This window comes from Methylobacterium sp. 1A, from assembly GCF_058072805.1.
Map to the genome: position 1 here is coordinate 2,399,729 of NZ_JBYQVE010000001.1, position 23,154 is coordinate 2,422,882.

General features: G+C 71.4%; 23 protein-coding genes and 1 tRNA gene. 15 read left to right on the plus strand and 9 right to left on the minus strand.

All coding sequences use genetic code 11. The features are described 5' to 3' along the window. Positions 1-156: 156 nt before the first annotated feature. Complete coding sequence (locus ACX9MN_RS11690; RefSeq protein WP_020092117.1) at positions 157-720, plus strand: SH3 domain-containing protein; 564 nt, start codon at positions 157-159, stop codon at positions 718-720. Positions 721-860: 140 nt separating this feature from the next. On the opposite strand, the gene irr is transcribed toward ACX9MN_RS11690, so the two are convergent. Then, positions 861-1,376 carry a Fur family transcriptional regulator Irr gene (gene irr / locus ACX9MN_RS11695; RefSeq protein WP_012319639.1) on the minus strand — a complete coding sequence of 172 codons (516 nt, stop codon included), beginning with the start codon at positions 1,374-1,376 and terminating at the stop codon, positions 861-863. Positions 1,377-1,591: 215 nt separating this feature from the next. Between irr and fabA the strand changes: the two genes are divergently transcribed. The 3 genes from fabA (at position 1,592) to fabI (ending at position 4,693) form a co-directional block, all read left to right on the plus strand. Beyond that, the gene (gene fabA / locus ACX9MN_RS11700; RefSeq protein ID WP_489724468.1) at positions 1,592-2,128 is read left to right on the plus strand and encodes a 3-hydroxyacyl-[acyl-carrier-protein] dehydratase FabA; all 537 of its coding nucleotides are present in this window, start codon (positions 1,592-1,594) and stop codon (positions 2,126-2,128) included. Between the two features lie 140 nt (positions 2,129-2,268). Further along, positions 2,269-3,495 (plus strand): beta-ketoacyl-ACP synthase I, encoded by a 1,227-nt coding sequence (fabB, locus tag ACX9MN_RS11705; RefSeq protein WP_489724469.1) that lies wholly within the window; start codon positions 2,269-2,271, stop codon positions 3,493-3,495. 367 nt (positions 3,496-3,862) lie between these two features. Further along, positions 3,863-4,693 carry an enoyl-ACP reductase FabI gene (gene fabI, locus ACX9MN_RS11710; RefSeq protein WP_489724470.1) on the plus strand — a complete coding sequence of 277 codons (831 nt, stop codon included), beginning with the start codon at positions 3,863-3,865 and terminating at the stop codon, positions 4,691-4,693. 6 nt (positions 4,694-4,699) lie between these two features. On the opposite strand, the gene ACX9MN_RS11715 is transcribed toward fabI, so the two are convergent. Beyond that, a complete protein-coding gene (locus ACX9MN_RS11715; protein ID WP_042672450.1) occupies positions 4,700-4,951 on the minus strand; it encodes a hypothetical protein in 252 nt (83 codons plus the stop codon). A gap of 137 nt (positions 4,952-5,088) precedes the next feature. On the opposite strand from ACX9MN_RS11715, the gene ACX9MN_RS11720 reads away from it, so the two are divergent. Together ACX9MN_RS11720 and ACX9MN_RS11725 are read left to right on the plus strand one after the other, a co-directional pair. Then, the gene (locus tag ACX9MN_RS11720; RefSeq protein ID WP_331299077.1) at positions 5,089-5,328 is read left to right on the plus strand and encodes a hypothetical protein; all 240 of its coding nucleotides are present in this window, start codon (positions 5,089-5,091) and stop codon (positions 5,326-5,328) included. Between the two features lie 52 nt (positions 5,329-5,380). Continuing rightward, positions 5,381-6,892, plus strand: a complete 1,512-nt coding sequence (locus tag ACX9MN_RS11725) for a DUF6880 family protein (RefSeq protein ID WP_489724471.1) — start codon at positions 5,381-5,383, stop codon at positions 6,890-6,892. Positions 6,893-6,910: 18 nt separating this feature from the next. Here the strand turns inward: ACX9MN_RS11725 and ACX9MN_RS11730 are convergent, their stop codons facing one another. Together ACX9MN_RS11730 and ACX9MN_RS11735 are read right to left on the minus strand one after the other, a co-directional pair. Next, entirely contained in the window at positions 6,911-7,273 is a 363-nt protein-coding gene (locus ACX9MN_RS11730) for a DUF427 domain-containing protein (RefSeq protein ID WP_056528925.1), read from the minus strand. Then, positions 7,270-8,160: a methyltransferase domain-containing protein gene (locus tag ACX9MN_RS11735; RefSeq protein ID WP_489724472.1), complete on the minus strand. Its 891-nt coding sequence runs from the start codon at positions 8,158-8,160 to the stop codon at positions 7,270-7,272. The genes ACX9MN_RS11730 and ACX9MN_RS11735 overlap by 4 nt, the downstream gene beginning before the upstream one ends. A gap of 149 nt (positions 8,161-8,309) precedes the next feature. On the opposite strand from ACX9MN_RS11735, the gene ACX9MN_RS11740 reads away from it, so the two are divergent. Together ACX9MN_RS11740 and ACX9MN_RS11745 are read left to right on the plus strand one after the other, a co-directional pair. Continuing rightward, entirely contained in the window at positions 8,310-8,555 is a 246-nt protein-coding gene (locus tag ACX9MN_RS11740) for a hypothetical protein (RefSeq protein ID WP_020092126.1), read from the plus strand. A 28-nt stretch (positions 8,556-8,583) separates the two neighbouring features. Next, on the plus strand, positions 8,584-9,345 hold the full coding sequence (locus ACX9MN_RS11745; RefSeq protein ID WP_020092127.1) for a ComF family protein: 762 nt from the start codon (positions 8,584-8,586) through the stop codon (positions 9,343-9,345). Between the two features lie 9 nt (positions 9,346-9,354). Here the strand turns inward: ACX9MN_RS11745 and ACX9MN_RS11750 are convergent, their stop codons facing one another. Beyond that, the gene (locus tag ACX9MN_RS11750) at positions 9,355-9,948 is read right to left on the minus strand and encodes a GNAT family N-acetyltransferase (RefSeq protein WP_020092128.1); all 594 of its coding nucleotides are present in this window, start codon (positions 9,946-9,948) and stop codon (positions 9,355-9,357) included. 335 nt (positions 9,949-10,283) lie between these two features. On the opposite strand from ACX9MN_RS11750, the gene zapE reads away from it, so the two are divergent. Both zapE and ACX9MN_RS11760 read left to right on the plus strand, forming a co-directional pair. After that, positions 10,284-11,516, plus strand: a complete 1,233-nt coding sequence (zapE, locus tag ACX9MN_RS11755; protein WP_489724473.1) for a cell division protein ZapE — start codon at positions 10,284-10,286, stop codon at positions 11,514-11,516. Then, entirely contained in the window at positions 11,513-14,488 is a 2,976-nt protein-coding gene (locus tag ACX9MN_RS11760; RefSeq protein WP_489724474.1) for a response regulator, read from the plus strand. The genes zapE and ACX9MN_RS11760 overlap by 4 nt, the downstream gene beginning before the upstream one ends. A gap of 51 nt (positions 14,489-14,539) precedes the next feature. On the opposite strand, the gene ubiB is transcribed toward ACX9MN_RS11760, so the two are convergent. From ubiB to ACX9MN_RS11780, 4 genes are all read right to left on the minus strand, one after another. Beyond that, the gene (gene ubiB / locus ACX9MN_RS11765) at positions 14,540-16,102 is read right to left on the minus strand and encodes a 2-polyprenylphenol 6-hydroxylase (protein ID WP_056528937.1); all 1,563 of its coding nucleotides are present in this window, start codon (positions 16,100-16,102) and stop codon (positions 14,540-14,542) included. 31 nt (positions 16,103-16,133) lie between these two features. Continuing rightward, positions 16,134-16,919 carry a bifunctional demethylmenaquinone methyltransferase/2-methoxy-6-polyprenyl-1,4-benzoquinol methylase UbiE gene (gene ubiE, locus ACX9MN_RS11770; RefSeq protein ID WP_489724475.1) on the minus strand — a complete coding sequence of 262 codons (786 nt, stop codon included), beginning with the start codon at positions 16,917-16,919 and terminating at the stop codon, positions 16,134-16,136. A gap of 113 nt (positions 16,920-17,032) precedes the next feature. Beyond that, positions 17,033-18,142 carry a 3-isopropylmalate dehydrogenase gene (gene leuB / locus ACX9MN_RS11775; protein ID WP_489724476.1) on the minus strand — a complete coding sequence of 370 codons (1,110 nt, stop codon included), beginning with the start codon at positions 18,140-18,142 and terminating at the stop codon, positions 17,033-17,035. Positions 18,143-18,257: 115 nt separating this feature from the next. Then, positions 18,258-18,995 carry a carbonic anhydrase gene (locus tag ACX9MN_RS11780; protein ID WP_489724477.1) on the minus strand — a complete coding sequence of 246 codons (738 nt, stop codon included), beginning with the start codon at positions 18,993-18,995 and terminating at the stop codon, positions 18,258-18,260. Between the two features lie 172 nt (positions 18,996-19,167). Here ACX9MN_RS11780 and ACX9MN_RS11785 point away from each other — a divergent pair, with 172 nt between their 5' ends. The 5 genes from ACX9MN_RS11785 to ACX9MN_RS11805 all read left to right on the plus strand — a co-directional run bounded on the left by ACX9MN_RS11785 (position 19,168) and on the right by ACX9MN_RS11805 (position 23,118). Further along, entirely contained in the window at positions 19,168-20,109 is a 942-nt protein-coding gene (locus ACX9MN_RS11785; protein ID WP_489724478.1) for a hypothetical protein, read from the plus strand. 269 nt (positions 20,110-20,378) lie between these two features. Further along, the gene (locus ACX9MN_RS11790) at positions 20,379-21,944 is read left to right on the plus strand and encodes a 2-isopropylmalate synthase (protein WP_489724479.1); all 1,566 of its coding nucleotides are present in this window, start codon (positions 20,379-20,381) and stop codon (positions 21,942-21,944) included. Positions 21,945-22,043: 99 nt separating this feature from the next. Beyond that, a tRNA-Lys gene (locus ACX9MN_RS11795) sits at positions 22,044-22,119 on the plus strand. 302 nt (positions 22,120-22,421) lie between these two features. Then, complete coding sequence (locus tag ACX9MN_RS11800; protein ID WP_489724480.1) at positions 22,422-22,688, plus strand: hypothetical protein; 267 nt, start codon at positions 22,422-22,424, stop codon at positions 22,686-22,688. A 127-nt stretch (positions 22,689-22,815) separates the two neighbouring features. After that, positions 22,816-23,118, plus strand: a complete 303-nt coding sequence (locus tag ACX9MN_RS11805; protein ID WP_489724481.1) for a hypothetical protein — start codon at positions 22,816-22,818, stop codon at positions 23,116-23,118. Positions 23,119-23,154: the final 36 nt, after the last annotated feature.

The following is a 23,154-nucleotide window of genomic DNA, read 5'->3' on the forward strand; positions in this document are numbered from 1 at the left end:
CGGGGCGCCGGTTCCGGAGCCCGTTCCGACCCATCGGCCTCTCTACCAGAGGTGGGCCGGAACACAATCGGATGCGGGCCGGTCCGCGTGTCGAACCGGCCCCGCTTTCGACATGTCCGGCGCCCAGCAACGCCACGTCTGGATAGGGAGACGACCATGCGCGTGTCATGCCTCAGCCTCGCCGTCGCGGCGGTGCTGGCCGGCGGCCTCGCGACCGGTGCCCGCGCGGCGCCGCCGACCGGCCCCGAGGCCGGGGTCGGGCCGGTGACCAAGCTGCCGCTGCCGCGCTACGCGAGCCTGAAGACCGATCGCGTCAACCTCCGCGAAGGCCCCTCGAAGGATCACAGGACGCTCTGGGTGTTCCAGCGGGCCGGCCTGCCGGTCGAGATCGTGGGCGAGTTCGAAACCTGGCGCAGGATCCGCGATTCGGAGGGCACCGAGGGCTGGGTGCTGCACTCGCTGCTGTCCGGGCGCCGCACCGCCATCGTGAATGCCGGCCCCGACAAGGGTGTCGAGAAGGCGGCCGTGTCGCTGCGGGCCAAGGCCGACGACGGCGCCGACGACGAGGCCAAGCTCCAGACCGGCGTGATCGGCAGCGTCAAGAGCTGCACCGGCACGTGGTGCCGCATGATCGTCGCGCTGCCGAACAAGCGGGACGTCGACGGCTACATTCGCCAGAATCGCCTTTGGGGCGTCTACCCGAACGAGGTCGTGGAATAGAGGTCCGGGCGCCCCGACGGCGCCCGTCCGTCATTCCGGGCGGCGGCGCGCCTGCTCCCGGCACGCCGGCAGCCCGAAAAAGCGAAGGCCCGGACGATGCCGGGCCTCGCGTCGCTCGCGTACTGCGTTGGACCCGGGCCTCAGCCCTGGCGGCGGCCCGCCGGACGGCTGCGGCGCAGGCGCACGATCACCTCGACCCCGGCGATCTCCATGCCCTCGGGCGCCTCGGGCAGCGAATCGACCGTGATGCCGCAATCCGGCATGTCGATCACCTGGCTCTCGTCCTCCAGGTAGAAATGGTGGTGCTCGGTCGGGTTCGTGTCGAAATAGGCCTTCGACCCGTCGAGCGCGAGCTGGCGCAGGAGCCCGGCCTCGGTGAACTGGTGCAGCGTGTTGTAGACGGTCGCCAGCGAGACCGGCACCTTGGCGCGCATCGCCTCGTCGTACAGCATCTCCGCCGTCAGGTGGCGGTCACCGCGGCCGAAGAGCAGCCAGCCCAGGGACAGGCGCTGCCGCGTCGGGCGCAGGCCGGCCCGACGCAGACGGTCGCGCAGGTCGGACAGCGGACAGCCGCGGCGCGGAGTCCCGTTGGCCTCCAACTGGGGGGCGGGGACCCGGCCGTTGAAGACGGCCTGGAATGGCACCGGTTCGGACATCGCTGGACTGAACGCTCGACGAGGGGCCTGAAGGAACGGATGTCTCCTCAGTATATTGAAGTGGTCGGACAGTCGCAACCCGAGCGTTGCCGCATACCCGCGGCTGCAGGCTTTGAAGGCGCGGCGCCCCGTGCTAACCCGCGCGCCAGCCGATGGGCCGAGTATAGTCGCCCGCGACGCGAAGATCGCGCACATCCGAGGAAACAGCCAACGCAATGCCGCCAGACGCCGAGACACAAGCGCAGGGTGCGAACCGCCGGTCGCACTATTCCTACGAGGATCTTCTGGCCTGCGGGCGCGGCGAACTCTTCGGATCCGGCAACGCGCAGTTGCCGCTGCCGCCGATGCTGATGTTCGACCGGATCACGTCCATCGGGACCGAGGGCGGCGCCCACGGCAGGGGGCACGTGACGGCCGAGCTCGACATCCGGCCGGACCTCTGGTTCTTCCCCTGCCATTTCCAGGGCGACCCGGTGATGCCGGGCTGCCTCGGCCTCGACGCCCTCTGGCAGATGCTGGGCTTCCATCTCGGCTGGCTCGGCTCGCCGGGCCGCGGGCGCGCCCTGGGCGTCGGCGAGGTGAAGCTCGCCGGCCAGGTGCTGCCGACGATCAAGAAGGTCGTCTACAATGTCGACGTGAAGCGGGTCCGGCAGGGCAAGCTCGTGCTCGGCATCGGCGACGGCTGGCTCGAGGCCGACGGCGAGCGCGTCTATCAGGTCCAGGACATGCGGGTCGGCCTGTTCCAGAGCTGAGCCGCAGCCGTCGCGCGTCCGGTTCGCGGCTTGGCCGCAACGCCGGGCGGTCTCGGCGGTTGAGATTGTGTCCGCGTCACCTTAGCTGACCGTGACGCGGCCCGGGCGACCGGGACCGCGACGGAGGTAGTGTCACCATCATGCGCCGTGTCGTCATCACCGGGATGGGCATCGTCTCGTCCATCGGCAACAACACGCAGGAGGTGCTCGCCTCCCTGCGCGAGGCCCGCTCGGGCATCGCGCGCGACGCCAGCTACGCCGAGCACGGCTTCCGCAGCCAGGTCTCCGGCGCGCCCACCCTCGATCCCGAGGGCGTGGTGGACCGGCGCGCGATGCGCTTCCACGGCGGCGGGACCGCCTGGAACCACGTCGCCATGGATCAGGCGATCCAGGATGCCGGCCTGGATCAGGGCGACATCTCGAACGAGCGCACCGGCATCATCATGGGCTCGGGCGGTCCCTCGACCCGCGTGATCGTCGAGGCCGCCGGCATCGCGCGGGACAAGGGTCCCAAGCGCATCGGCCCGTTCGCCGTGCCGAAGGCGATGTCGTCGACCGCCTCGGCGACGCTCGCGACGTGGTTCAAGATCCGCGGCGTGAACTACTCGATCTCCTCCGCCTGCGCGACCTCGAATCACTGCATCGGCAACGCAGCCGAGATCATCCAGGGCGGCCGGCAGGACATCATCTTCGCGGGCGGCTGCGAGGATCTCGACTGGACGCTCTCGGTGCTGTTCGACGCCATGGGCGCCATGTCGTCGAAGTACAACGACACGCCGTCCCGTGCCTCCCGCGCCTACGACGCCAACCGCGACGGGTTCGTCATCGCGGGCGGCGCCGGCGTGCTGGTCCTCGAGGAGCTGGAGCACGCCAAGGCGCGCGGCGCCCGGATCTACGGCGAGGTCGCGGGCTACGGCGCCACCTCGGACGGCCACGACATGGTCGCGCCGTCGGGCGAGGGCGCCGTGCGCTGCATGCGCCAGGCGCTGGACGGGCTGAAGGGCGCGCGGATCGACTACATCAACCCGCACGCCACCTCGACCCCGGTCGGCGACGACAAGGAGATCGAGGCGATCCGCGAGGTGTTCGGCCGCGGCGAGGATTGCCCGCCGATCTCGGCCACCAAGTCGCTGACCGGCCATTCCCTGGGCGCCACCGGCGTGCAGGAGGCGATCTACAGCCTGCTGATGATGAACAACGGCTTCATCTGCGAGAGCGCACACATCGACACGCTCGACCCGGCCTTCGCCGACATGCCGATCCTGCAGCAGCGCCGGGACAACGCGCAGCTCGGCCACGTGCTGACCAATTCCTTCGGCTTCGGCGGCACCAACGCCACCCTGGTCCTGAAGCACATCGACGCCTGATCGCCCGGCGCGGAACCGCCGGCCGCGGGCCGGCGTTTACCCGCTGTTGAGATCTGGTGGTGGCGATGGGGACTTTCATCTTCGGAACATTGGGCGGCCTCATGATCGCCGGTGTCGCGGCGATCTACGCGAAGCAGGCCGCGTTGGAAGAAGCGGATTCCCACACGGACGGGCATTTCTGAGCCCGGCCCACGACGCCACAAACGCCCCGCCCGCCGGCGGGGCTTTTTTTTGCCGGCCGTCTTCGGTGCCGCGTTTGGATCGCGGCGCGAGCCGCGTTAAGGCAGCCTGCCGCGGTTCGCTGGTCGCGACCGCGGTCCGGACCCGCTTCGCGGGTCCGGCGTGGTCGGTCAGGATGTGAGTCGGCATGACGGGTTTGATGGCGGGCAAGCGCGGCCTGATCATGGGCGTCGCGAACGATCACTCGATCGCCTGGGGGATCGCCAAGGCGCTGCACGCCCAGGGCGCGCGACTGGCCTTCACGTACCAGGGCGAGGCCCTGGGCCGCCGGGTGGCGCCCCTCGCCGCCAAGCTCGATTCGGACATCGTTCTGCCCTGCGACGTCGAGGATCTCGCCTCCGTCGACGCGACCTTCGAGGCGCTCGACGCGCGCTTCGACGGCGGCCTGGACTTCGTGGTCCACGCCATCGGCTTCTCCGACAAGGCGCAGCTCAAGGGCCGCTACGTCGACGTGACGACGCGCGAGAATTTCGTGCGCACGATGACGATCTCGTGCTTCTCGTTCACCGAGATCGCGCAGCGCGCGGCCAAGCGGATGAACCAGGGCGGCTCGCTGCTGACCCTGACCTACGGCGGCGCGACCCGGGTCATGCCGAACTACAACGTCATGGGCGTCGCCAAGGCGGCGCTCGAGGCCTCAGTGCGCTACCTGGCGAGCGACCTGGGCCCGGACGGGATCCGGGTGAACGCGCTCTCCGCCGGCCCGATGCGGACGCTGGCCGGGGCCGGGATCGCCGACGCGCGACTGATGTTCAACCACCAGCGGGCGCACGCGCCCCTGCGGCGCACGGTCAGCCTGGAGGATGTCGGCGGTTCGGCCCTCTACCTGCTGTCGCCGCTCTCGGGCGGCGTCACCGGCGAGATCCACTTCGTGGATGCCGGCTACAACATCATCTCGATGCCGCGCCCGGACGTGCTGCAGGCGCAGGACGAGGCCGGCGTCGTCGGGAATGCCTGAGGCGCCTCACTCCTCCGGGATGCGCCCCGGGGGCAGGGGACCGGCCGGCGAACCGCGCTCGCCGCGGACCGAGCGCCGCTCCCGGGCGGCGCGCGCCTCCTCCGCGGTCGGCGGCGCCGAGGGATAGTTCGACGCGAAGGGGTTCGGCGGCGCCCCGCGCCCGGAGCCGCCGAACAGCTTGTCGAGGAAGCCCTCCTCGGCGCTCGCGGGTCGGGCGACCAGGAGAAGGGCGAGGGCGAGGATCGGGCGAAGCTGCATCGTCGTCGTCTGCGTGCCGGGACCGAGCCGGGTTAGGGCCACTTTCCGGCGGATCGGAGGCCGAGTCCCCGTCGCCTGGAACCCAGGCGCGTCCGGCGGGTTCGCGGTCAACGATGAGGGCGCGTACAGGAGGCGTGATGTCCGAGATTACCTATCGCATCGTCGAGCACGACGGCGGATTCGCCTATAAGGTCGGCGACGTGTTCTCCGAGACGTTCCCGAGCCGCGAGGAAGCGCTGCAGGCGGCGCAGGCCGCGGCGGCGGAGCAGCAGGTCCCCGGGTCGACCGAGGGGATCCGCTATCAGGATCAGGCCGGCGGCTGGCACGACGAGACGGCGCAGGGCAGCGACCGGCCCCGCGCCCGGGTCGTGGAGTAGCCGCGGCGGACGGGACGGACATGCGCGATCGTCCGCAACGGCGGGAAATCTCGTGGCGCGTGCGCGGCGCGTGACCCCGGCCGCGGCGCCGGCCGGTCGCAGGGCGCCCGCCCTGCCGAAGGGCGCACGGCGGACGACCCCGTCGCCGGAGACGCTGGCGGCGCTCGGCCCGGACCGGCTGATCGCGCTGATCCTCGGCGAGACCGGGCGCAACCCGGCCTTCAAGAAGCTGGTGAGCGCCGCGCTCGCCTCGCTCCAGGGCCCCGAGGCCGTCGCGGCGATCGTCGACCGGCGGCTGACGGCCCTCGAGGGCGCCCAGGGCTACATCGACTGGCAGAAGCGCCGGACCTTCGCGGCCGACCTCAACACGACCGTGACGGTGATCCTCAACGAGCTGCGGCCCCTCGATCCGGGGGCCGCGCTCGACCGGCTCCGGCGCTTTCTCGACGGCGCCGACGCGGTCCTGAACCGCGTGGACGACAGCACCGGCGCCGTGCAGGGCGTGTTCGACCGCGCCGCCGCGGCGTTCGTGGAGATCGCCGGCGCCCTGCCGCCGGAGGACGCCGCCCGGGTAGCGGCGCGCCTCGTCGAGCCGTTCGCGGCGGATCCGTTCGGCCCCCTCGGAACCGTCCTCGGCGACATGATCCCGGCGCTGCCCGAGCAAGCCCTCGCCGAGATCGACGACAGGCTCGCCGCCGCCGAGGCGGCCCTGCCGCAGGGTGGGGATCCCCGCCGCGACGCGACCCATCACCGGCAGGCGGCCCGGATCCAGATCCTGCGCCTGCGCCAGGCCGTCGCCGACCGGCGCGGCGACACCGACACCTTCATCGCCCTGGAGCGGGCGACCTTGCCGGGGCGGGAGAACCGCGTCGCGATTGCCCGGCGGCTCCTCGACGCCGGGCGCGCCACCGAGGCGCTGGACTGGATCCGGCGCATGCAGGACCCGGGCCTGCGCATCGCCACGCGGGCCGACCTGATCGCCGGCTTCGACCTGCGCGGACCCGAGCGGGAACGGCAGGCGCTGGAGATCGAGATCCTCGACGCGCTCGGCCGGGGCGATGAGGCGCAGGCCCTGCGCTGGAGGCGGTTCGAGCGCGAGCTCGACGCGCCGATGCTGCGCACCTTCCTCGCCAAGCTTCCGGATTTCGAGGACGAGGAGGCGCTCCGGCGCGCCCTCGACCACGCCGAGGCCTTCCCGCAGCCGCACCGGGCGCTCGCCTTCCTGGCGGCCTGGCCGGATCTGCGCCGTGCGGCCGCGCTGGTCGTCGCGCGGCCTGAGACCTGGCAGGGCGACCAGTACGCGGTGCTGGCGCCGGTCGCCGAGGCGCTGGCGCAGGATCACCCCCAGGCCGCGACGATCCTGTATCGCCGGCTCCTCGACTCGATCCTCGAGACCGGCCGCAGCGCCGCTTACCCGCACGGCGCGCGCTACCTCGCGGAGCTCGACGCCCTGGCGGGGCGCATCGCGACCGGCGACGTCGATCCGGATCCACAGGCCTACCGCGCTGCTCTGCGGCGGGCGCACGGCCGCAAGCACGGGTTCTGGAGCCTCGTGCGCGACTGAACCGGACGCGCGGCCGGCTCAGTCCTCCAGCACGATGGCGTCGACCCGGTCCGGGTAGAAAGCCACGTGGTCGCGGATTGCCGCGACGGCCGGGTACGGGTCGCCGTAGCTCCAGACCGCGTCGGGGCGCCGATCGCCGTCGACGACGAGGTCGAAATAGTGGGCGTCGCCCTTGTACGGGCAGTGGCTCGTCCGCGCCGAGGCGACGAAACAATCGGCGCGGATGTCGCTTCGCGGCACGTAGAAGACCGGTGGGTATTGAGCCTCCTGCAGCCGCAGGGCGTTCCGGGTCTCGGCGACCGCGGCGCCCGCCACGACGACGCGGACGCGGCGGGACTCGGGCTCGACGGTGATCGGGTGGTCCGGTCCGGGCAGCTTCATGGCGTGTTCCCTCCCTCGGGCTTCAGTTCGACGGTCCCGAGCGCGTCGGCGAGGCGCGTCTTCGCGGTCCCGGGCCGCAGGGGCTTCTGCTGGGTCTCGTGCGGCGCCCAGCCCGAGAGCCACAGCACCTCGAAGGTCGCCCGCACGCGACCGTCCGGGTCCGAGAACCGCTCGGCGTAGATCTCGGCCATGCGCAGCAACGTCGCCCGCCGCAGCGGCGTCCGCCGCCGCTCGGTGAGCACGTTCGTCATGCCCATGGCCCGCAGGTCGCGCATCAGGCCGAACGGGTCGGCGTAGCGGACCGTCAGCGTGTCGGTATCGGCCACCGGCAGCGCGAAGCCCGCCCGCTGCAGCAGGCCGCCGGCCTCGCGCACCGCCGCGAAGGGCGCCACGCGGGGGCTGACCCCGCCCTCGACCTCGCTCTCGGCCTGGGCGAAGCTCTGGCGCAGCTCCGTCAGCGTCGCGCCGCCGAGCAGGCAGCCGACGAACAGCCCGTCCGGCCGCAGGGCGCGGCGCAGCTGGATCAGCGTGCCGGGGAGGTCGTTCACGGCGTGGAGGGCCAGCAGCGACACGGCGAGGTCCAGGCTCCCGGTCGCCAGCGGCAGCGCCTCGGGATCTCCGACGATCAGGTCGCCACCCGGCTCCGGCAGGGCCGCGAGGCGGACTTGCCGCGCCGCCGGATAGCGGGCGGCGAGCAGCCGGGTCGCCACGGGACGCGGCGTGGCGAGGTCGAAAACCGAGACGAAGCTGCGCAGGACTGCGCCGAGCCGGTCGTCGAGATCCTCGGCGAGGCGGTCGAGGAGGAAGCCCGGGTAGCCGAGGCGCCCGGCACGGGCGAGGCGGCGGCGGGCGAGGCGCGTGTCGAACAGGGCGGCGGGAGCATCCATCGGGGGGCAGATGGCATCTGCGGTCGCGTCGCGCCACCGTCGCCGCGCACGGTCTCGTGAGCTGCGCTAGGATGCTGGAACGACTCGGGAGCGTCGCTGTTCCTGCTGCAACCGGCCCAACGGCCGAGATTCCTCAGGGAGCACACATCATGAAGCGCATGCTCGTCGGGGCCGCCGTGGCCCTCACCACCCTGGCCGCTGCGGGCGGCGCCGAGGCGAAGGGCTGCATCAAGGGCGCCATCGTCGGCGGCATCGCGGGTCACTACGCCGGCCATCACGGCCTCGTCGGCGCCGCGGCCGGCTGCGCCATCGGCCGCCACCGCGCCAACGCTCGCGACCGTCAGGTCGAGCGGCAGCAGATGGCGCCGCAGGCGCGCCCCGTCTCGGCCCAGTAAGCCGGGTCTGCGGGAGCGCGTCGCGCGCATGACGGCCTTCCAGGCCGTCGCCACGGCCCTGCGCGGTCTGCCGCGCGGGGTCGTCTCCCTGATCTACCCGCCCACCTGCGCGGGCTGCGGCGGCGCCACCGCCGACCCGGGCGCCCTCTGTCCGTCCTGCTGGTCGAGCCTGCGCCTGATCGAGGAACCGGTGTGCCAGCGCTACGGTACGCCCTTCGCGGTCGACCTCGGGGTCGGCCCGCTGGTGTCGCCCCGGGCCATCGCGGAACCGCCGGTCTTCGGCCGCGCCCGGGCGGTCGCCCTCTACGATTCCGTGGCGCGGCGGCTCGTCCATCGCCTGAAGTATGAGGACCGGCTCGATCTCGCCGGCGTGATGGCCCGGATGATGGCCGCGAGCGGCCGGACCCTGATCGCCGAGGCCGAGTGCCTCGTGCCGGTACCGCTCCATCGCGGACGCCTGTGGCGGCGGCGCTTCAACCAGTCCGCCCTGCTGGCGCGGGCGATCGCGGATGCGGCGGGGCGGCCGTGCGTCGCCACGGCCCTGGTGCGCGTGCGCGCCACGCGATCCCAGGTCGGCCTGAGCCGCGCGGCGCGGGCCGAGAACCTGAGCGGCGCCTTCCGGGTCGCTTCCGCCGAGCAGCACCGCGTCCGTGGGCGCCGGGTCCTTCTCGTGGACGACGTCATGACCACCGGCGCCACCGGCAACGCCGCCGCCCGCGCGCTCCTGCGCGGCGGGGCGACGTCCGTGGATCTCCTGACCTTCGCCCTCGTCGGCGACATCGCCGGCTGAAGCCTGCCTTCAGCGCCCGGCCTGCACCCGCTCCGGGAAGCCCGCCGCCAGGGTGAAGTCGAACGCCTCCGCGATCCCCTCGTACCAGAGCGAGAACGGCGTCGGACGCGCGAGGTGCAGGGCGCCCTCGGTCTCGCGCCCCTCGTGCTGGAGGGCCGCCCCGTGCTTGGCCGCGAGCCGCAGCATGGGCCCGTTTCCCGACAGGCAGCGGACGTGGAGATCCTTGACGCCGCGATGCCGCGCCGCGCGGGCGATCCGGGCGAACAGGGCGGCCCCGATCCCCTTGCGGCGGAAGGTCTGCTCGACCGCGAAGGCCGCCTCAGCGTGCGGCCCCAGGGCGTAGCGGGACGCGCCCGGCCCCATCGGCCGCAGCTCGGCGAGACCGCGCAGCACGCCGCCCACGAAGGCGCCGTACATCACGCCCTCCGCGGTCAGCGCCTGCGCGGCGTAGGCCCGGACTCCGGCCTCGCTGACATTGCCCATGAAGCGGCTCGCCCGGGTCTCCGGATCCAGCCGCAGGAAATAGTCGAGGACCGCAGCGCGGTCCGCCGGCCAGAGACGCCGGATGGTGTGGGTCGGCCCATCGAGGGCTTGTACCGCCATGATGAAGCTCCGGTTCGTGCGCGCTGCCGCGCGGGGTGATCCGGACGCTCCTCCCAAGAGACCGCCGGGATGTCGCATCCCCGTATTCATTGTGCAATGCAGCAGAGTGCGGGGCCGGCCGGCCGCGGGCCTGCCATGCGTGGGACCGATGGGAGGCTTCGATGGGACGCCTCGATGGGACGCCTCAATGGGACGCTTGCCCGCGGCTGTTCGGCCGCGGGCTTGATTCAGGCCGAGCTTGCGCGGCACTGGAACAGGCCCCGGGTCGTTGACCGCCGACGCGGGTGCAGGGGGTGCCGAACCGGTACCGCGATCAGCAGCGAGGAACCGGCGGCGTGAACGACAGATCCGGCAAGCCCATCGCCCCGTCGCCGGCGGCGCTCGCCGGTGCGGTCTCGCCCGGCCCGGTCCACGAGCGCTACGAGGCGCTGGTCGCCAACGGCGCCATCGAGCGCGATCCCGCCCAGGCGCACCTCGTGCGCGCCCTCGACCGGCTGGTCGTCGACCTCCAGCGCCGCAAGCGGGCCAGCAAGACGAGCGCCCTGGGGTGGCTGTTCCGTCGCAAGGACGAGGCCGAGGCGATCAAGGGCCTGTACATCTGGGGCTCGGTCGGGCGCGGGAAGACCATGCTGATGGACCTCTTCCACGAGGCGGCGCCGGAGCCGAAGCGGCGCGTCCATTTCCACGGCTTCCTGGCCGACGCGCACGAGCGGATCCACGCCTACCGTCAGGCGCTGAAGGCCGGCACCGTCAAGGGCGACGACCCGATCGGACCGGTGGCCGACCAGCTGGCCGACGAGGCGACCCTGCTGTGCTTCGACGAGTTCACTGTCACCGACATCGCCGACGCGATGATCCTGGGTCGCCTGTTCAACCATCTGTTCCGGCGCGGCGTCACCGTCGTCGCGACCTCGAACGTCGAGCCCGACCGACTCTACGAGGGCGGCCTCAACCGGGCGCTGTTCCTGCCCTTCGTGGCGAACCTCCAGGAACGCGTGACCGTCGTCCGCCTCGACTCCCGGACGGATTTCCGGCTCGAGAAGCTCGGCGGCGCGGCGGTCTACCATGTCCCCGCCGACGCGGCGGCGCGCGCGGCCCTCGACGCCGCCTTCAAGGCCCTGACCGGCAAGGCTCGCGGCCTCCCGGCGACGGTCACGGTCCACGGCCGGGCCGTGGCGGTTCCCGAGCAGGCGACCGGCGTGGCCCGGTTCGGCTTCGACGATCTCTGTCGCCAGCCCCTCGGCGCCTCCGACTACATGGCACTCGCCCGCGCCTACCACACGGTGATCCTCGACGGGATCCCGGTGATGGGCGAGGCGGAGCGGAACGAGGCCAAGCGCTTCATCACGCTGGTCGACACGCTCTACGACCGGCACGTGAAGCTCGTGGCCTCCGCGGCCGCCGAAGCGCAGGACCTCTACACCGCCCGGACCGGCCGCGAGGCCTTCGAGTTCGACCGGACCGTCTCGCGCCTCATCGAGATGCGGTCGCGGGAATATCTCGGCCAGCCGCACGGCCGGCCGGATTCCGAGGCGTCGGGCGCCACCACCGGGCTGGTGGAAACGTGAGCGCCCCGTCGCGCGCCGGATCGATCTTCGGCCTGCGCCGGCGCAATTGGCGCGGCGCCGGCCCGCTGGGCTGGCTCCTCGGTTCGCCCGTCGCCTTCATCCTGCTGATCGTTGCCCTGGGCAGCGGCACGGCCAATTACGTGACCGGCGAGACCGACCGGGCCGCGACCGCCCGGGCGAACGCGACGATCGCCGGGATCGAGCGCCTGATCTCCGAGGTCAAGGACCTGGAGACCGGGGAGCGCGGCTTCGTGCTGGTCGGCAGCGAGGATTACCTCCGACCCTACACGACCGCCCTCACCAAGATCGACACGGAGCTGACCGGCCTCGGCGCCGCCGCGCAGGAGTCGGTCCGGGCCGGCGGCCCGTCGCTCGCCGGGCTGATCGCGCAGAAGCGCGACTTCGCCGCCCGGGTGGTGGAGGCGCGGCGGAACCGGGGCTTCGACGCCGCCATCGACCTCGTCCGCACCGGCGAGGGCAAGCAGCTGATGGACGCGATCCGCGCCGAGTCGGCGGCCCGGCAGGCCGCGACCCTGGAGCAGCTCGCGACCATCCAGGCGCGCGAAGCGTGGCGCGGACTCCTTCTGTTCCTCCTCTCCGCGGCGGCGGCCCTCGGAGCGATCGTGCTGCTGGCGCGCCTCGCCCTGGTGCGACGGCAGGAATCCCTGCGGATGTCCCGCCTCCTCGACGGGGTACTGGCCAACGCGCCGGTGGGGCTCGGCTTCCTCGACCGTGACCTGAAGATCCGGCACATGAACCGGGCGCTCGCCACCATGAGCGAGCGCGGCTTCGGGGCCGATCTCGGCGCGCCGATCTGGGCCATGCTCCCGACTCTGCGGGAGGAGCTGGCCCCGAAGCTGGCCGCGGCCCTGACGGAAGGCCTGGTCTCGCCGAACGTCCCGGTGGCGGTGCCGACCCCCTCGGCGCCGGGCGGCGTGCGGCATTTCTCGATGAGCTTCTATCCGCTCCGGGGCGAGGAGAGCGCGGCGGCCGACCAGAGCGTCGAGGGCGTCGGCCTCGTGGTGGTCGACGAGACCATCCGCCACCTCGCGGAGGCCCGGCTGCGCCGGAGCGAGGAGCGCTTCCGCTCGCTGATCGAGGCGAGCGCCGCCATCGTCTGGACCGCCAACCCGGAAGGGAGCCTCCATCGCCGCCAGACGGCCTGGACCCGCTTCACCGGCCAGGACGAGGCCGCCTACGCGGGGCTCGGCTTCCTCGACGCGGTCCACCCGGAGGACCGTGCGCATACCCGCGCCGCGTGGACCCGCGCTGTCACCAGCCTGGAACCCTACGCCACCGAGCACCGGATCCGCGCCGCCTCCGGGACCTACCGGCACATGAGCGTGCGCGCCGTCCCGATCCTCGAACCCGACGGCACCCTGCGGGAGTGGGTCGGGACCCACACGGACATCACCGAGCGCAAGGAGGCCGAGGCCGCGATCGAGGCGGCGCGCGCGGCGGCCGAGGCCGCCAACGCGGCCAAGAGCCAGTTCCTGGCCAATATGAGCCACGAGCTGCGCACCCCGCTCTCGGCGGTGATCGGCTATTCCGAGATGGTGCAGGAGGAGCTGGAGGATATCGGCGAGGCCGATCTCGTCACCGACATGAAGAAGATCGAGACCAACGCCCGCCACCTCCTCGGCCTGATCAACGACGTGCTCGACATCTCGAAGATCGAGGCCGACCGGGTCGAGATCTACGCGGAGGATTTCGAGGTCGCCGCCGTGGTGCAGGAGGTCGCGGTCACGGTCGAGGGTCTCGTCGCCAAGAAGGGCAACACCCTGGCGCTGGAGCTGGAGCCGGGCCTGGGCAGCGCGCATACCGACGTGACCAAGCTGCGGCAGTGCCTGATCAATCTCCTGAGCAACGCCGCGAAGTTCACCGAGGATGGCCGGATCACCCTGGCGGTCGCCCGGGCGGACGGTGCGCTGCGCTTCTGCGTGACCGACACCGGCATCGGCATGACGCGGGAGCAGGTCGGCAAGCTGTTCGAGCGGTTCACCCAGGCCGACGCCTCCACGACGCGCCGGTTCGGCGGCACCGGGCTCGGCCTCGCGATCACCCGGGCCTTCGCCGAGATGCTGGGCGGCTCGATCACCGTGGACAGCCGTGAGGGGCAGGGCACCACCTTCACGCTGACGCTGCCGGACCGTTTCGAGGCCGCCGCGGCCGGGGACGCGGACCCGGCCGCATCGGGAGACGGCGACCGCGGGACGATCCTGGTGGTCGACGACGACGCCGCCACCCGCGATCTGCTGGCGCGCTTCCTGGAGCGCGAGGGCTTCTCGGTGACGGTCGCCGAGGACGGGCGGCGCGGGCTCGATCTCGCTCGCAGCCTGCTTCCGCGGGCCGTGCTCCTCGACGTCACCATGCCGCAGATGGACGGATGGGCGGTGCTGCGGGCCATCCGGGCCGATCCCGAGATCGGCGCGACGCCGATCGTGATGGTGACGGTCCTGGACGAGCAGAACCTCGCCTTCTCCCTCGGCGCCACCGACTACCTGCAGAAGCCGATCGACTGGGGAAGCCTGCGCCAGATCGTCGACCGCTTCCGCCTCGCCTCGGGTGACGGCGCGATCCTCGTCGTCGAGGACGAGGCCGACGTCCGCGAGCACGTCTGCGCCTATCTCGCGCGCGAGGGCTTCCCGGTCCGCGAGGCCGAGAACGGCCTGCGCGCTCTGGCAGCCCTGGAGACGGAGCGCCCATCCCTCATCCTGCTCGACCTGATGATGCCCGAGATGGACGGATTCGCGTTCCTGCGGGCGCTGCGGGCCCGGCCTGACAGCCGCGACGTGCCGGTGGTGGTGCTCACCGCCAAGGACATCACGGCCGAGGACCGGCGCCGTCTGGCCGGTCAGGCCGACAGGGTGCTCGCCAAGGGCTCGACCGGGCTCAAGGAGCTGGCCCGCGAGCTGCGTGCCCTGGTCCCCACAGCGGAGGACGCGCCCGCCCAGGGACCCGAGCCCGGCTGAGCGCCCGCGGACGACGCGCGGTCCCGGTCCCGGATCGGGGATGGTGCCGCGTCAGAGACCCCGGAACGCCAGCATCAGCGCGCCGACGGCGATGCCCCACAGGGCCAGCGTCGACCAGATCGCGCGATAGCGTTCGTTGCGGGCGAAGCGCTCCAGCCGGCGGGCATCGCCGGTGCCGGCCTCGTCGAGGCGGACCAGCACGCGCTTCAACCGCATGGCAAGGTCCGGGATGTCGCCGACGACGTCGGAGACGACCTTGAGGGCGTCCAGGCCGCTCTGCGCCCGGCCGACCGGCCCCATGTTGCGGGCGATCCAGGCGCGCACGACCGGCTCGGCCGTGGTCCACATATCGAGGCGCGGGTCGAGGGAGCGGGCGACGCCCTCCACCACCACCATGGTCTTCTGGAGCATCACCAGCTCGGTGCGGGTGCTCATGTCGAACAGGGCCGTGACGTCGAACAGCAGGGTCAGGACCTTGGCCATCGAGATCTCGTCGGCCCGGCGTTGGTGGATCGGCTCGCCGATGGCGCGGATCGCCTGAGCGAAATCCTCCACGGAGTGGTGGGCCGGCACGTAGCCCGCCTCGAAATGGACCTTCGCCACCCGGCGGTAATCCCGCAGGATGAAGCCCAGCAGGATCTCGGCGAGAAACCGGCGCTCGTTCGGGCCGAGGCGGCCCATGATGCCGAAATCGACCGCGACCAGCCGGCCCTCGGCATCGACCAGCAGGTTCCCCTGGTGCATGTCCGCGTGGAAGAAGCCATCGCGGATCGCGTGCCGCAGGAAGCTCTGGATGACGGTCCGGCCGATTGTCTGCGGATCGTGCCCCCGGGCGGCGAGCTCCGCGGCGCTGTGCAGGCGGGTCCCCTCGATCCACTCGGCCGACAACACCTCGCGGGCGGTCAGCTCCCATTCCGGCCTCGGCACACGGAAGTCCGGATCGTCCTTGGTGTTCTCGGCGAGCTCGGAGGCGGCCGCCGCCTCCAGGCGGAAATCCATCTCCATCAGCACCGAGCGCGCGAGGATCTCCACCACCTCGCGCGGGCGCAGCCGCTCCGCCTGCGGCGACAGGGCGTTCACCACCCGCGCCATGAAGCGCATGACCTCGAGGTCGCGCATGAAGCGCTCGCGGACGCCAGGCCGCATCACCTTCACGGCGAGGGCGCGCTGCGTGCCGTCGGGATCCTGCACGATCGCCTTGTGGACCTGCGCGATCGAGGCGGCGGCGATCGGCTCGCTGAACGACACGAACAGGGCGCTCACGGGCTTGCCGAGGGCGGCCTCGACGGTGCGAAGCGCGACCGCCTGCGGGAAGGGCGGCACCCGGTCCTGCAGTTTCTCCAAGTCGAAGGCCGCGCGCATGCCGACGATGTCGGGCCGCGTCGCCAGGAACTGGCCGAATTTCACGTAGGACGGGCCGAGGCGCGTCATCGCCGCAGAGAGCCGGGCCGCCCCGTCGTCGAGGCCGGGCCGCTCGAGGGAGCGGCCGATCCGCAGGGCGAGGCGCAGGTGCGGGGGCAGCTCAGAGGGGTCGACGAGGGCGAGGGCGCCCTCGCGGGCCAGCACGAAGCCGACCCGCGCGCCGCGAAACAGGTTGACGGCGGCGCTGATCACCGGTGCTGGCTCCCGTCGCGCGCGGCGGCGGTCAAGAGACCTTCCAGCCCGAATGGATCGCCACGATCCCGCCCGTCAGCGCCCGGTCGGTGACGTGCCGGAAGCCCGCGCGCTCGATCATGCCCGCGAAGGCGCCGCGGGTCGGGAACTTCCGGATCGACTCCACGAGGTAGCGGTAGGACTCGGCGTCCCCGGCCACCCGGGCGCCGATGCGCGGGATGACGTTGAACGAGTAGGCATCGTAGATGCGGTCGAGCAGCGGGATGTCGACGGCCGAGAATTCCAGGCAGAGGAAGCGCCCACCGGGCTTCAGCACCCGCCGCGCCTCGGCCAGCGCCGTCTCGATCCGCGGCACGTTCCGGATGCCGAAGGCGATCGTGTAGGCGTCGAAGGACCCGTCCGGCAGCGGCAGCGCCTCGGCGTTGCCGGTCACGAAGGCGATCCGGTCGCCGGCCTCGTCGACCTTGCGCTCCCGCGCCCGCTCAGCGCCGACCCGCAGCATCGACTCATTGATGTCGAGGACGGTGACGCGGGTGCGCGGACCGCCCGCGGCCAGAACCCGGAAGGCCACGTCGCCGGTGCCGCCGGCGACGTCAAGATGCGCGAAGGCGCGGTTCTGCGGCGGCCGCAGCATCGAGACGAGCTGCGCCTTCCAAGCCCGATGCAGGCCCGCCGACATCAGGTCGTTCATGATGTCGTAGCGGCGGGCGACCGAGTGGAAGACGCTGTCGACGCGCCCCTGCTTCTCGTCGAGCGCCACGCGCTCGAAGCCGAAATCCGCGCTCGCGCGCTCAGACGCCCCGTCTCCGGCCTTCATGACGCTCCCAATCCTCGATGGGCGCGTCATAGCGAAGGTCGCGCCCGATCGCCATGCGTCGAAACACGCGGCTGGGGACCGACCCCGGTGCTGCGACACGCCGAAGACGTGTCTCAGCCGACCCGGGTGCGGAGCGCGTCCGCCACCGCGCTGGCCATGGCGCGCGTACCCATCGGGTTCGTGCCCTCGCCGGCGATGTCGGCGGTGCGCGCGCCGCCCGCGAGGGCGTCCGTGATGGCGCCGTCGAGGGCGTCGGCCGCGTCGCCGAGGCCGAAGGAGTAGCGCAGGCACATGGCGAGCGAGCCGATCATGGCGATCGGGTTGGCCTTGTCCTGGCCGGCGATGTCGGGCGCCGAGCCGTGGACCGGCTCGTAGAGCGCGCGGCGCAGGCCGCTGGCGTCGACCGCCCCGAGGGAGGCCGAGGGCAGCATGCCCAGCGAGCCGGTGAGCATGGCGGCGATGTCGGAGAGCACGTCGCCGAACAGGTTGTCGGTCACCAGCACGTCGAACTGCTTGGGCCGGCGCACCAGCTGCATGGCGCAGTTGTCGGCGAGGATGTGCTCGAGCTGCAGGTTGGCGTAGTGCTCGGCGTGCACCTTGGTGACGACCTCCTTCCAGAGAACGCCCGACTTCATCACGTTGTGCTTCTCGGCCGAGGCGACCCGGCCCGAGCGCTTGCCCGCGAGGTCGAAGGCCACGTGGGCGATCCGCTCGATCTCAGCCGTCGTGTAGACCTGGGTGTCGACCGCCCGCTTGGAGCCGTCCTCTAGCGTGGTGATCTCCTTCGGCTCGCCGAAATAGACGCCGCCGGTGAGCTCCCGCACGATCATGATGTCGAGTCCCTCGACGAGCTCGCGCTTCAGCGCCGAGGCCTCGGCCAGTGCCGGGTAGCAGATCGCCGGGCGCAGGTTGGCGAAGAGGTCGAGTTCCTTGCGCAGGCGCAGCAGGCCGGCCTCGGGGCGGTTCTCGTAGGCGACACCGGCCCATTTCGGTCCGCCGACCGCGCCGAGCAGGATGGCGTCCGCGTCCCTCGCGCGCTGCAGGGTCGCGTCCGCGAGCGGGACGCCGTGCGCGTCGAGGGCGCTGCCGCCGACGAGGTCGGTCTCGGTCTCGAAGGTCGCGAGACCGGTCTCCTTGAGGGTGTCGAGCACCACCTGCATGCCGCCGGCGACCTCCGGGCCGATCCCGTCGCCGGGGAGGAGCAGGAGCTTGTAGCTGGCCATGACGGTCTCGCGGGTTCGGTCTCGACGTGCCGGCGGGCTTTATCGAGGCTGCACCGTCATTGGCAAGCTTCGGTAAAGCGCCGGCCCGCAGGCCGGGACGGATCGGGCACCGCGGTCAGAGGATCACGACCCGGCCGGTGCCGATGTCGTAGAAGCCGCCCACGACCTTCACCCGCTCGGCGGCGACGGCCTCCGCGATGATGGGGCCGGCCTGCTCGAGGCGCCGGACGCTGTGCCGGACATTCTGGGCGATGGCCTCTGCGAGGGGATCCTGCGCACGCGCCTTTTCGGCCAGATCCACCGCCGGGCGAATCGCCTCGATCAGCACGGGGAGATGACCGGGGAGCGACGCGTTGGTCTTCATGACGTCGATCGTCGCCTTCACGGCCCCGCAATCGGAATGGCCGAGGACGAGGATCAGCGGCGCGCCCAGGACCGATACGCCGTACTCGAGGCTGGCGAGACCGTCGGTTGTGACGAAGTTGCCGGCGACGCGGACGACGAACAGATCGCCCGGTCCCTGGTCGAAGATGAAATCCGGGGCGACCCGGGCATCGGCGCAGCCGACGATACACGCGATCGGATACTGCGCCGCGGCCCGCGCGGCGCGACCGGCCGGGAAGTCCCGGTTCGTCGACGTGTTGGCGACGTAGCGGCCGTTGCCGTCGCGCAGCCGCGTGAGGGCCGCCTCGGGCGTGATGGCGTTCGATCGCGCGCCGTCGGGGGCCGCCTCGGCCCGCCGGATCCCGGCGGAAGCCCCCATCACGGTACCGGCCGCGGCCGCGGCCAGCAGGCCGCGCCGGGAGAGAGAGGGTCGATGCAGATCGCACACGGTGGACGGTCCCCTTCGCATCTGACGCCGGCCAGGCCCGGCGGACCGCTCGCTCCGGCAGCGCTGAGACAAGCACTGCGAGTCGTATCCCGGCGCGTTCTTCACCACCGAGTCCAAACTTTGCAGGAAATCCTGGACCGAAGGCCGGGCGCGCGGCATCCCTTCGGCCGGATCCGGCTGATTCGGGGCGCGGATGTTGGACGATCATTTCCGGGCGCGGATCACTCTGCTTCGATCCGAGCGCGATTTCCGCCCGGCGGTCGCCGGTTACTGCCAGGGCATGATCGAACCGGCGCAGATTGTTTGGCCGAGCCACAAGCTGCTCAATCAGATCGGGCGCTACGTGGTCTCGTTCATGCTGATCCACAACGACTACGCGTGGCGCCATCACGGGGGCCCGCGTCCCACCCTGACGGTCCTCCAGGCGATGGTGGGATCGAGCCCGAGGCAGACAGCCGGCTTCGTGTCGGCCCTGAAGGCCGGGCGATTCGTCACCGCGGTGGCGGATCGGGGCGACGGGCGCGTGAAATGCCTGCAGGCGGCGCCGGCCCTGGTAACCGAGATCGCGCGGAGCGGGCGCCTGTTCGTCGCCGCCATGGACGCGGTGACCCGTCGCGACCCGGGCCACGCCGGGATGCTCGACGGCCCCGACCGGCTCGGGGAGTTGGTGCGCCTTTCGGCCGCCCACGTGCTGCGGCACGGCACGCTCATCGCGCCGTTCCCGCGGGTGCTCCATTTCGCCGGACGGGACTGCGGCTATCCGCTGCTCACGGCCCTGGTCGGGGCCCACTATGCCGCCACGGTGCCCGGCGCGCCGGCGGCGGTGTCGCTCAGCCTGCGCAGCCTCGCCGAGCGGCTGGACGTGTCGCGGGCCCATGTCGGCAACCTGCTCGGCGAGGCCGAGGCCGCGGGATGGATCCGGATCGCCGGCGGCCACCTGACCGCCTTCGACCCGACGCTGCTGGCGGAGTTCGAGGTCTGGGCCGCGGGGCAGATGCTGTTCTACGACGATCTCGCGGCGGCGATCCTCGCGGACCTGCCGGCCGCGACAGCCCCGGTCCGCGCCTCCGGACACGTCGGTCTCGCTTGTGTTCCGGTCGATCCGGGGATACCTACGGGCGGCACCGCGCCGTGAGAACGTCCCGCGCGGGTCGCCGACAGGAGAGACGAGCCTTGGCCAGAGCCGGCTCAGCGATCGAGACCGCCCGCGCCGCCTCTACGGCGCTGCGGTCCCGTGCGCGCCGCTCCGGGCTCCTTCTCCCGCTTCTGCTTACCCGCCCCTGAGGGCCGTCCGGGCGCGCGCCTGGGCCTTCAGGGGAGTTCTTTCATTCGCGAATCCGCCCGCGAGGGCACCACGCCGCGCCGCGCCATCACGTGCCGGGCGGCCCGCGACAGGGTAATGCCATGACTACGACCAGCACCGCTTCCGCCCGCGACCGGATCTTGATTTTCGACACGACGCTCCGCGACGGCGAGCAGTGCCCCGGCGCCACCATGACCTTCGACGAGAAGCTCGCGGTCGCCGAGTTGCTCGACACGATGGGCGTCGACATCATCGAGGCCGGGTTCCCCATCGCGTCGAACGGCGATTTCGAGGCGGTCTCGGAGATCGCCCGGAGGACCAAGCGCGCGACCATCGCGGGCCTCGCCCGCGCGATCCCCGCCGACATCGCCCGGGCCGGCGAGGCCGTGCGCCACGCCAAGCGCGCGCGGATCCACACCTTCGTGTCGACCTCGCCGATCCATCTCGCGCACCAGATGCGCAAGAGCCAGGACGAGGTCGTCGAGATCATCCTCAGGACCGTGGCCCAGGCCCGCGACCTCGTCGAGGACGTGGAGTGGTCGGCCATGGACGCGACCCGCACGCCGCTCGACTACCTGTGCCGCTGCGTCGAGGCGGCGATCAAGGCCGGCGCTACGACCATCAACCTCCCCGATACAGTCGGCTACGCCACGCCGTCGGAGTACCGCGACATGTTCGCGAACGTCCGCGCGCGCGTGCCGAACGCCGACAAGGCCGTGTTCTCGGTCCATTGCCACAACGACCTGGGCCTCGCGATCGCCAATTCCCTGGCCGGCATCGAGGGCGGCGCCCGGCAGGTCGAGTGCACGATCAACGGCATCGGCGAGCGCGCTGGCAACGCCGCTCTCGAGGAGATCGTGATGGCGCTGCGCACCCGCGCGGACGTGCTGCCCTACGAGACCGGCGTGGAATCGACGATGCTGACCCGCGCCTCGAAGCTCGTGAGCCACGCCACGAACTTCCCGGTGCAGTTCAACAAGGCGATCGTCGGCCGCAACGCCTTCGCGCACGAGAGCGGCATTCACCAGGACGGCATGCTGAAGAACGCCGAGACCTACGAGATCATGACGCCGGCCTCCGTGGGGCTGACCAAGACCTCCCTGGTGATGGGCAAGCACTCCGGCCGGGCGGCGTTCCGCTCCAAGCTGGAGGACCTCGGCCTGCACCTGTCGGACAACCAGTTCCAGGACGCTTTCGACCGGTTCAAGGCCTTGGCCGACCGGAAGAAGCACGTCTACGACGAGGATATCGAGGCGCTGGTCGACGAGAACCTCGCCACGGCCCACGACCGCATCCGGCTGGTCTCGCTGTCGGTCATCGCCGGCACCCGCGGACCGCAGCGCGCCACGCTGCGGATCGCCGACGAGACCGGCACGCGGATCGAGGAGGCGGACGGCAACGGGCCGGTCGACGCGGTGTTCAACGCGATCTCGGCGCTGGTCCCGCATCAGGCGCAGCTGGAGCTCTATCAGGTCCATGCCGTGACCGGCGGGACGGACGCGCAGGCGGAGGTCTCGGTGCGGCTGCGGGACGGCGAGCGCAGCGTCACCGCGCGCGGCGCCGATCCGGACACGCTCGTGGCGTCGGCGAAGGCGTATCTGTCGGCGCTGAACAAGCTGTCGGCCCATTCCGTGCGCGTGCATGCACAGCATGCGGCGGCGGAATGAGAAAAGCGGCGGCCGGGGGTGGACAGGCCCCGGCCGCGTTGGTATCAGCCCGCCACCCCGGACGGACTTGGTGGCCACCGGGCGGTCGCAGAAGCGATCGGGCGCATAGCTCAGTTGGTAGAGCAGCTGACTCTTAATCAGCGGGTCCTAGGTTCGAACCCTAGTGCGCCCACCAAGCATCTCTCTGATACTGTTGAGATATTTTCCCCTCACGGGGCGCCGTTGCTGAATAGCAGCGCCAATTATCCGGCACATATTCAGCACGAAAAACTTCTGCCACTCAGCAGCTGATGGCCGAACTGTCTGTTCGACAGCTGCCAGCGTTGGCTCAGGGATCGTGGCGATTTGGCTTTCGACAAGCGACAGACCCATTCAATGTAACCCGAAGGCCCGAGCAGCTCACGAGCCGAGCGTTGCCGTGATCGCGTCGTCGCATTGTATGGCGTATGGACCGCGGGAAATTCGCAGGAGACAGCTATGGCCACGGACAAAAAGAGCACGTTTCCCGGCTCACTGCGGGACCACAAAGATGCTGCGAACGCCGAAGCCGAGAAGGTCAGCGCGAAGATCGATGACGCCTTCCTGAAGCTCGCCAAGAAAATGCGCGAGCGCGCCGACAAGGCGAAGTCGAAGGTGGACACGGCACGGAAGCCAGAGAAGCGCGCCATCCTCCTGCGGCGCTTCGAGCTCTACGCGGATGCAGCGACCCATCTGGAAGAGCGCCTGCCCCCGCGCAACGACTAGGTGCCCAATCGAGATCAGGCGAGCTTGTGAGGCTGACGACCTTCCTGAGCGTAGGGTTGCCTCACTGCCGCGCAGACCCCTATGACCGAAGGATCAAATCGCAGATCTGCCGGGCACAGGTGCATCCATGGCCTCGATCGATCAATTGGCAACCACCCTTCAGGGGCTCGCTGGTCCTGGGATTGCGCGGAAGGAACTGATCGCTGCCGTCCGTGAGCGCCATCCCAAGGCCTCCAAGAAAGACATCGTGCGGGCGGCCTTTTACGCCCTCACGAGTGCCGTTGATGGCGATCTAGAACGCGCCCAACGGCTGCACGACTTCGCCCTGAGCCATCGGGCAGAGGACGAGCCGCTCCCCGTTAAACGCCGCAAGAAGCACGTCCGGCAGGACGCGCGGCAGAGCCATGCGCGCGCTGCAGAAAAGGTCTGAGCCTTACGGTCAAGGTCACCTCGCTGTCGTGTCCGG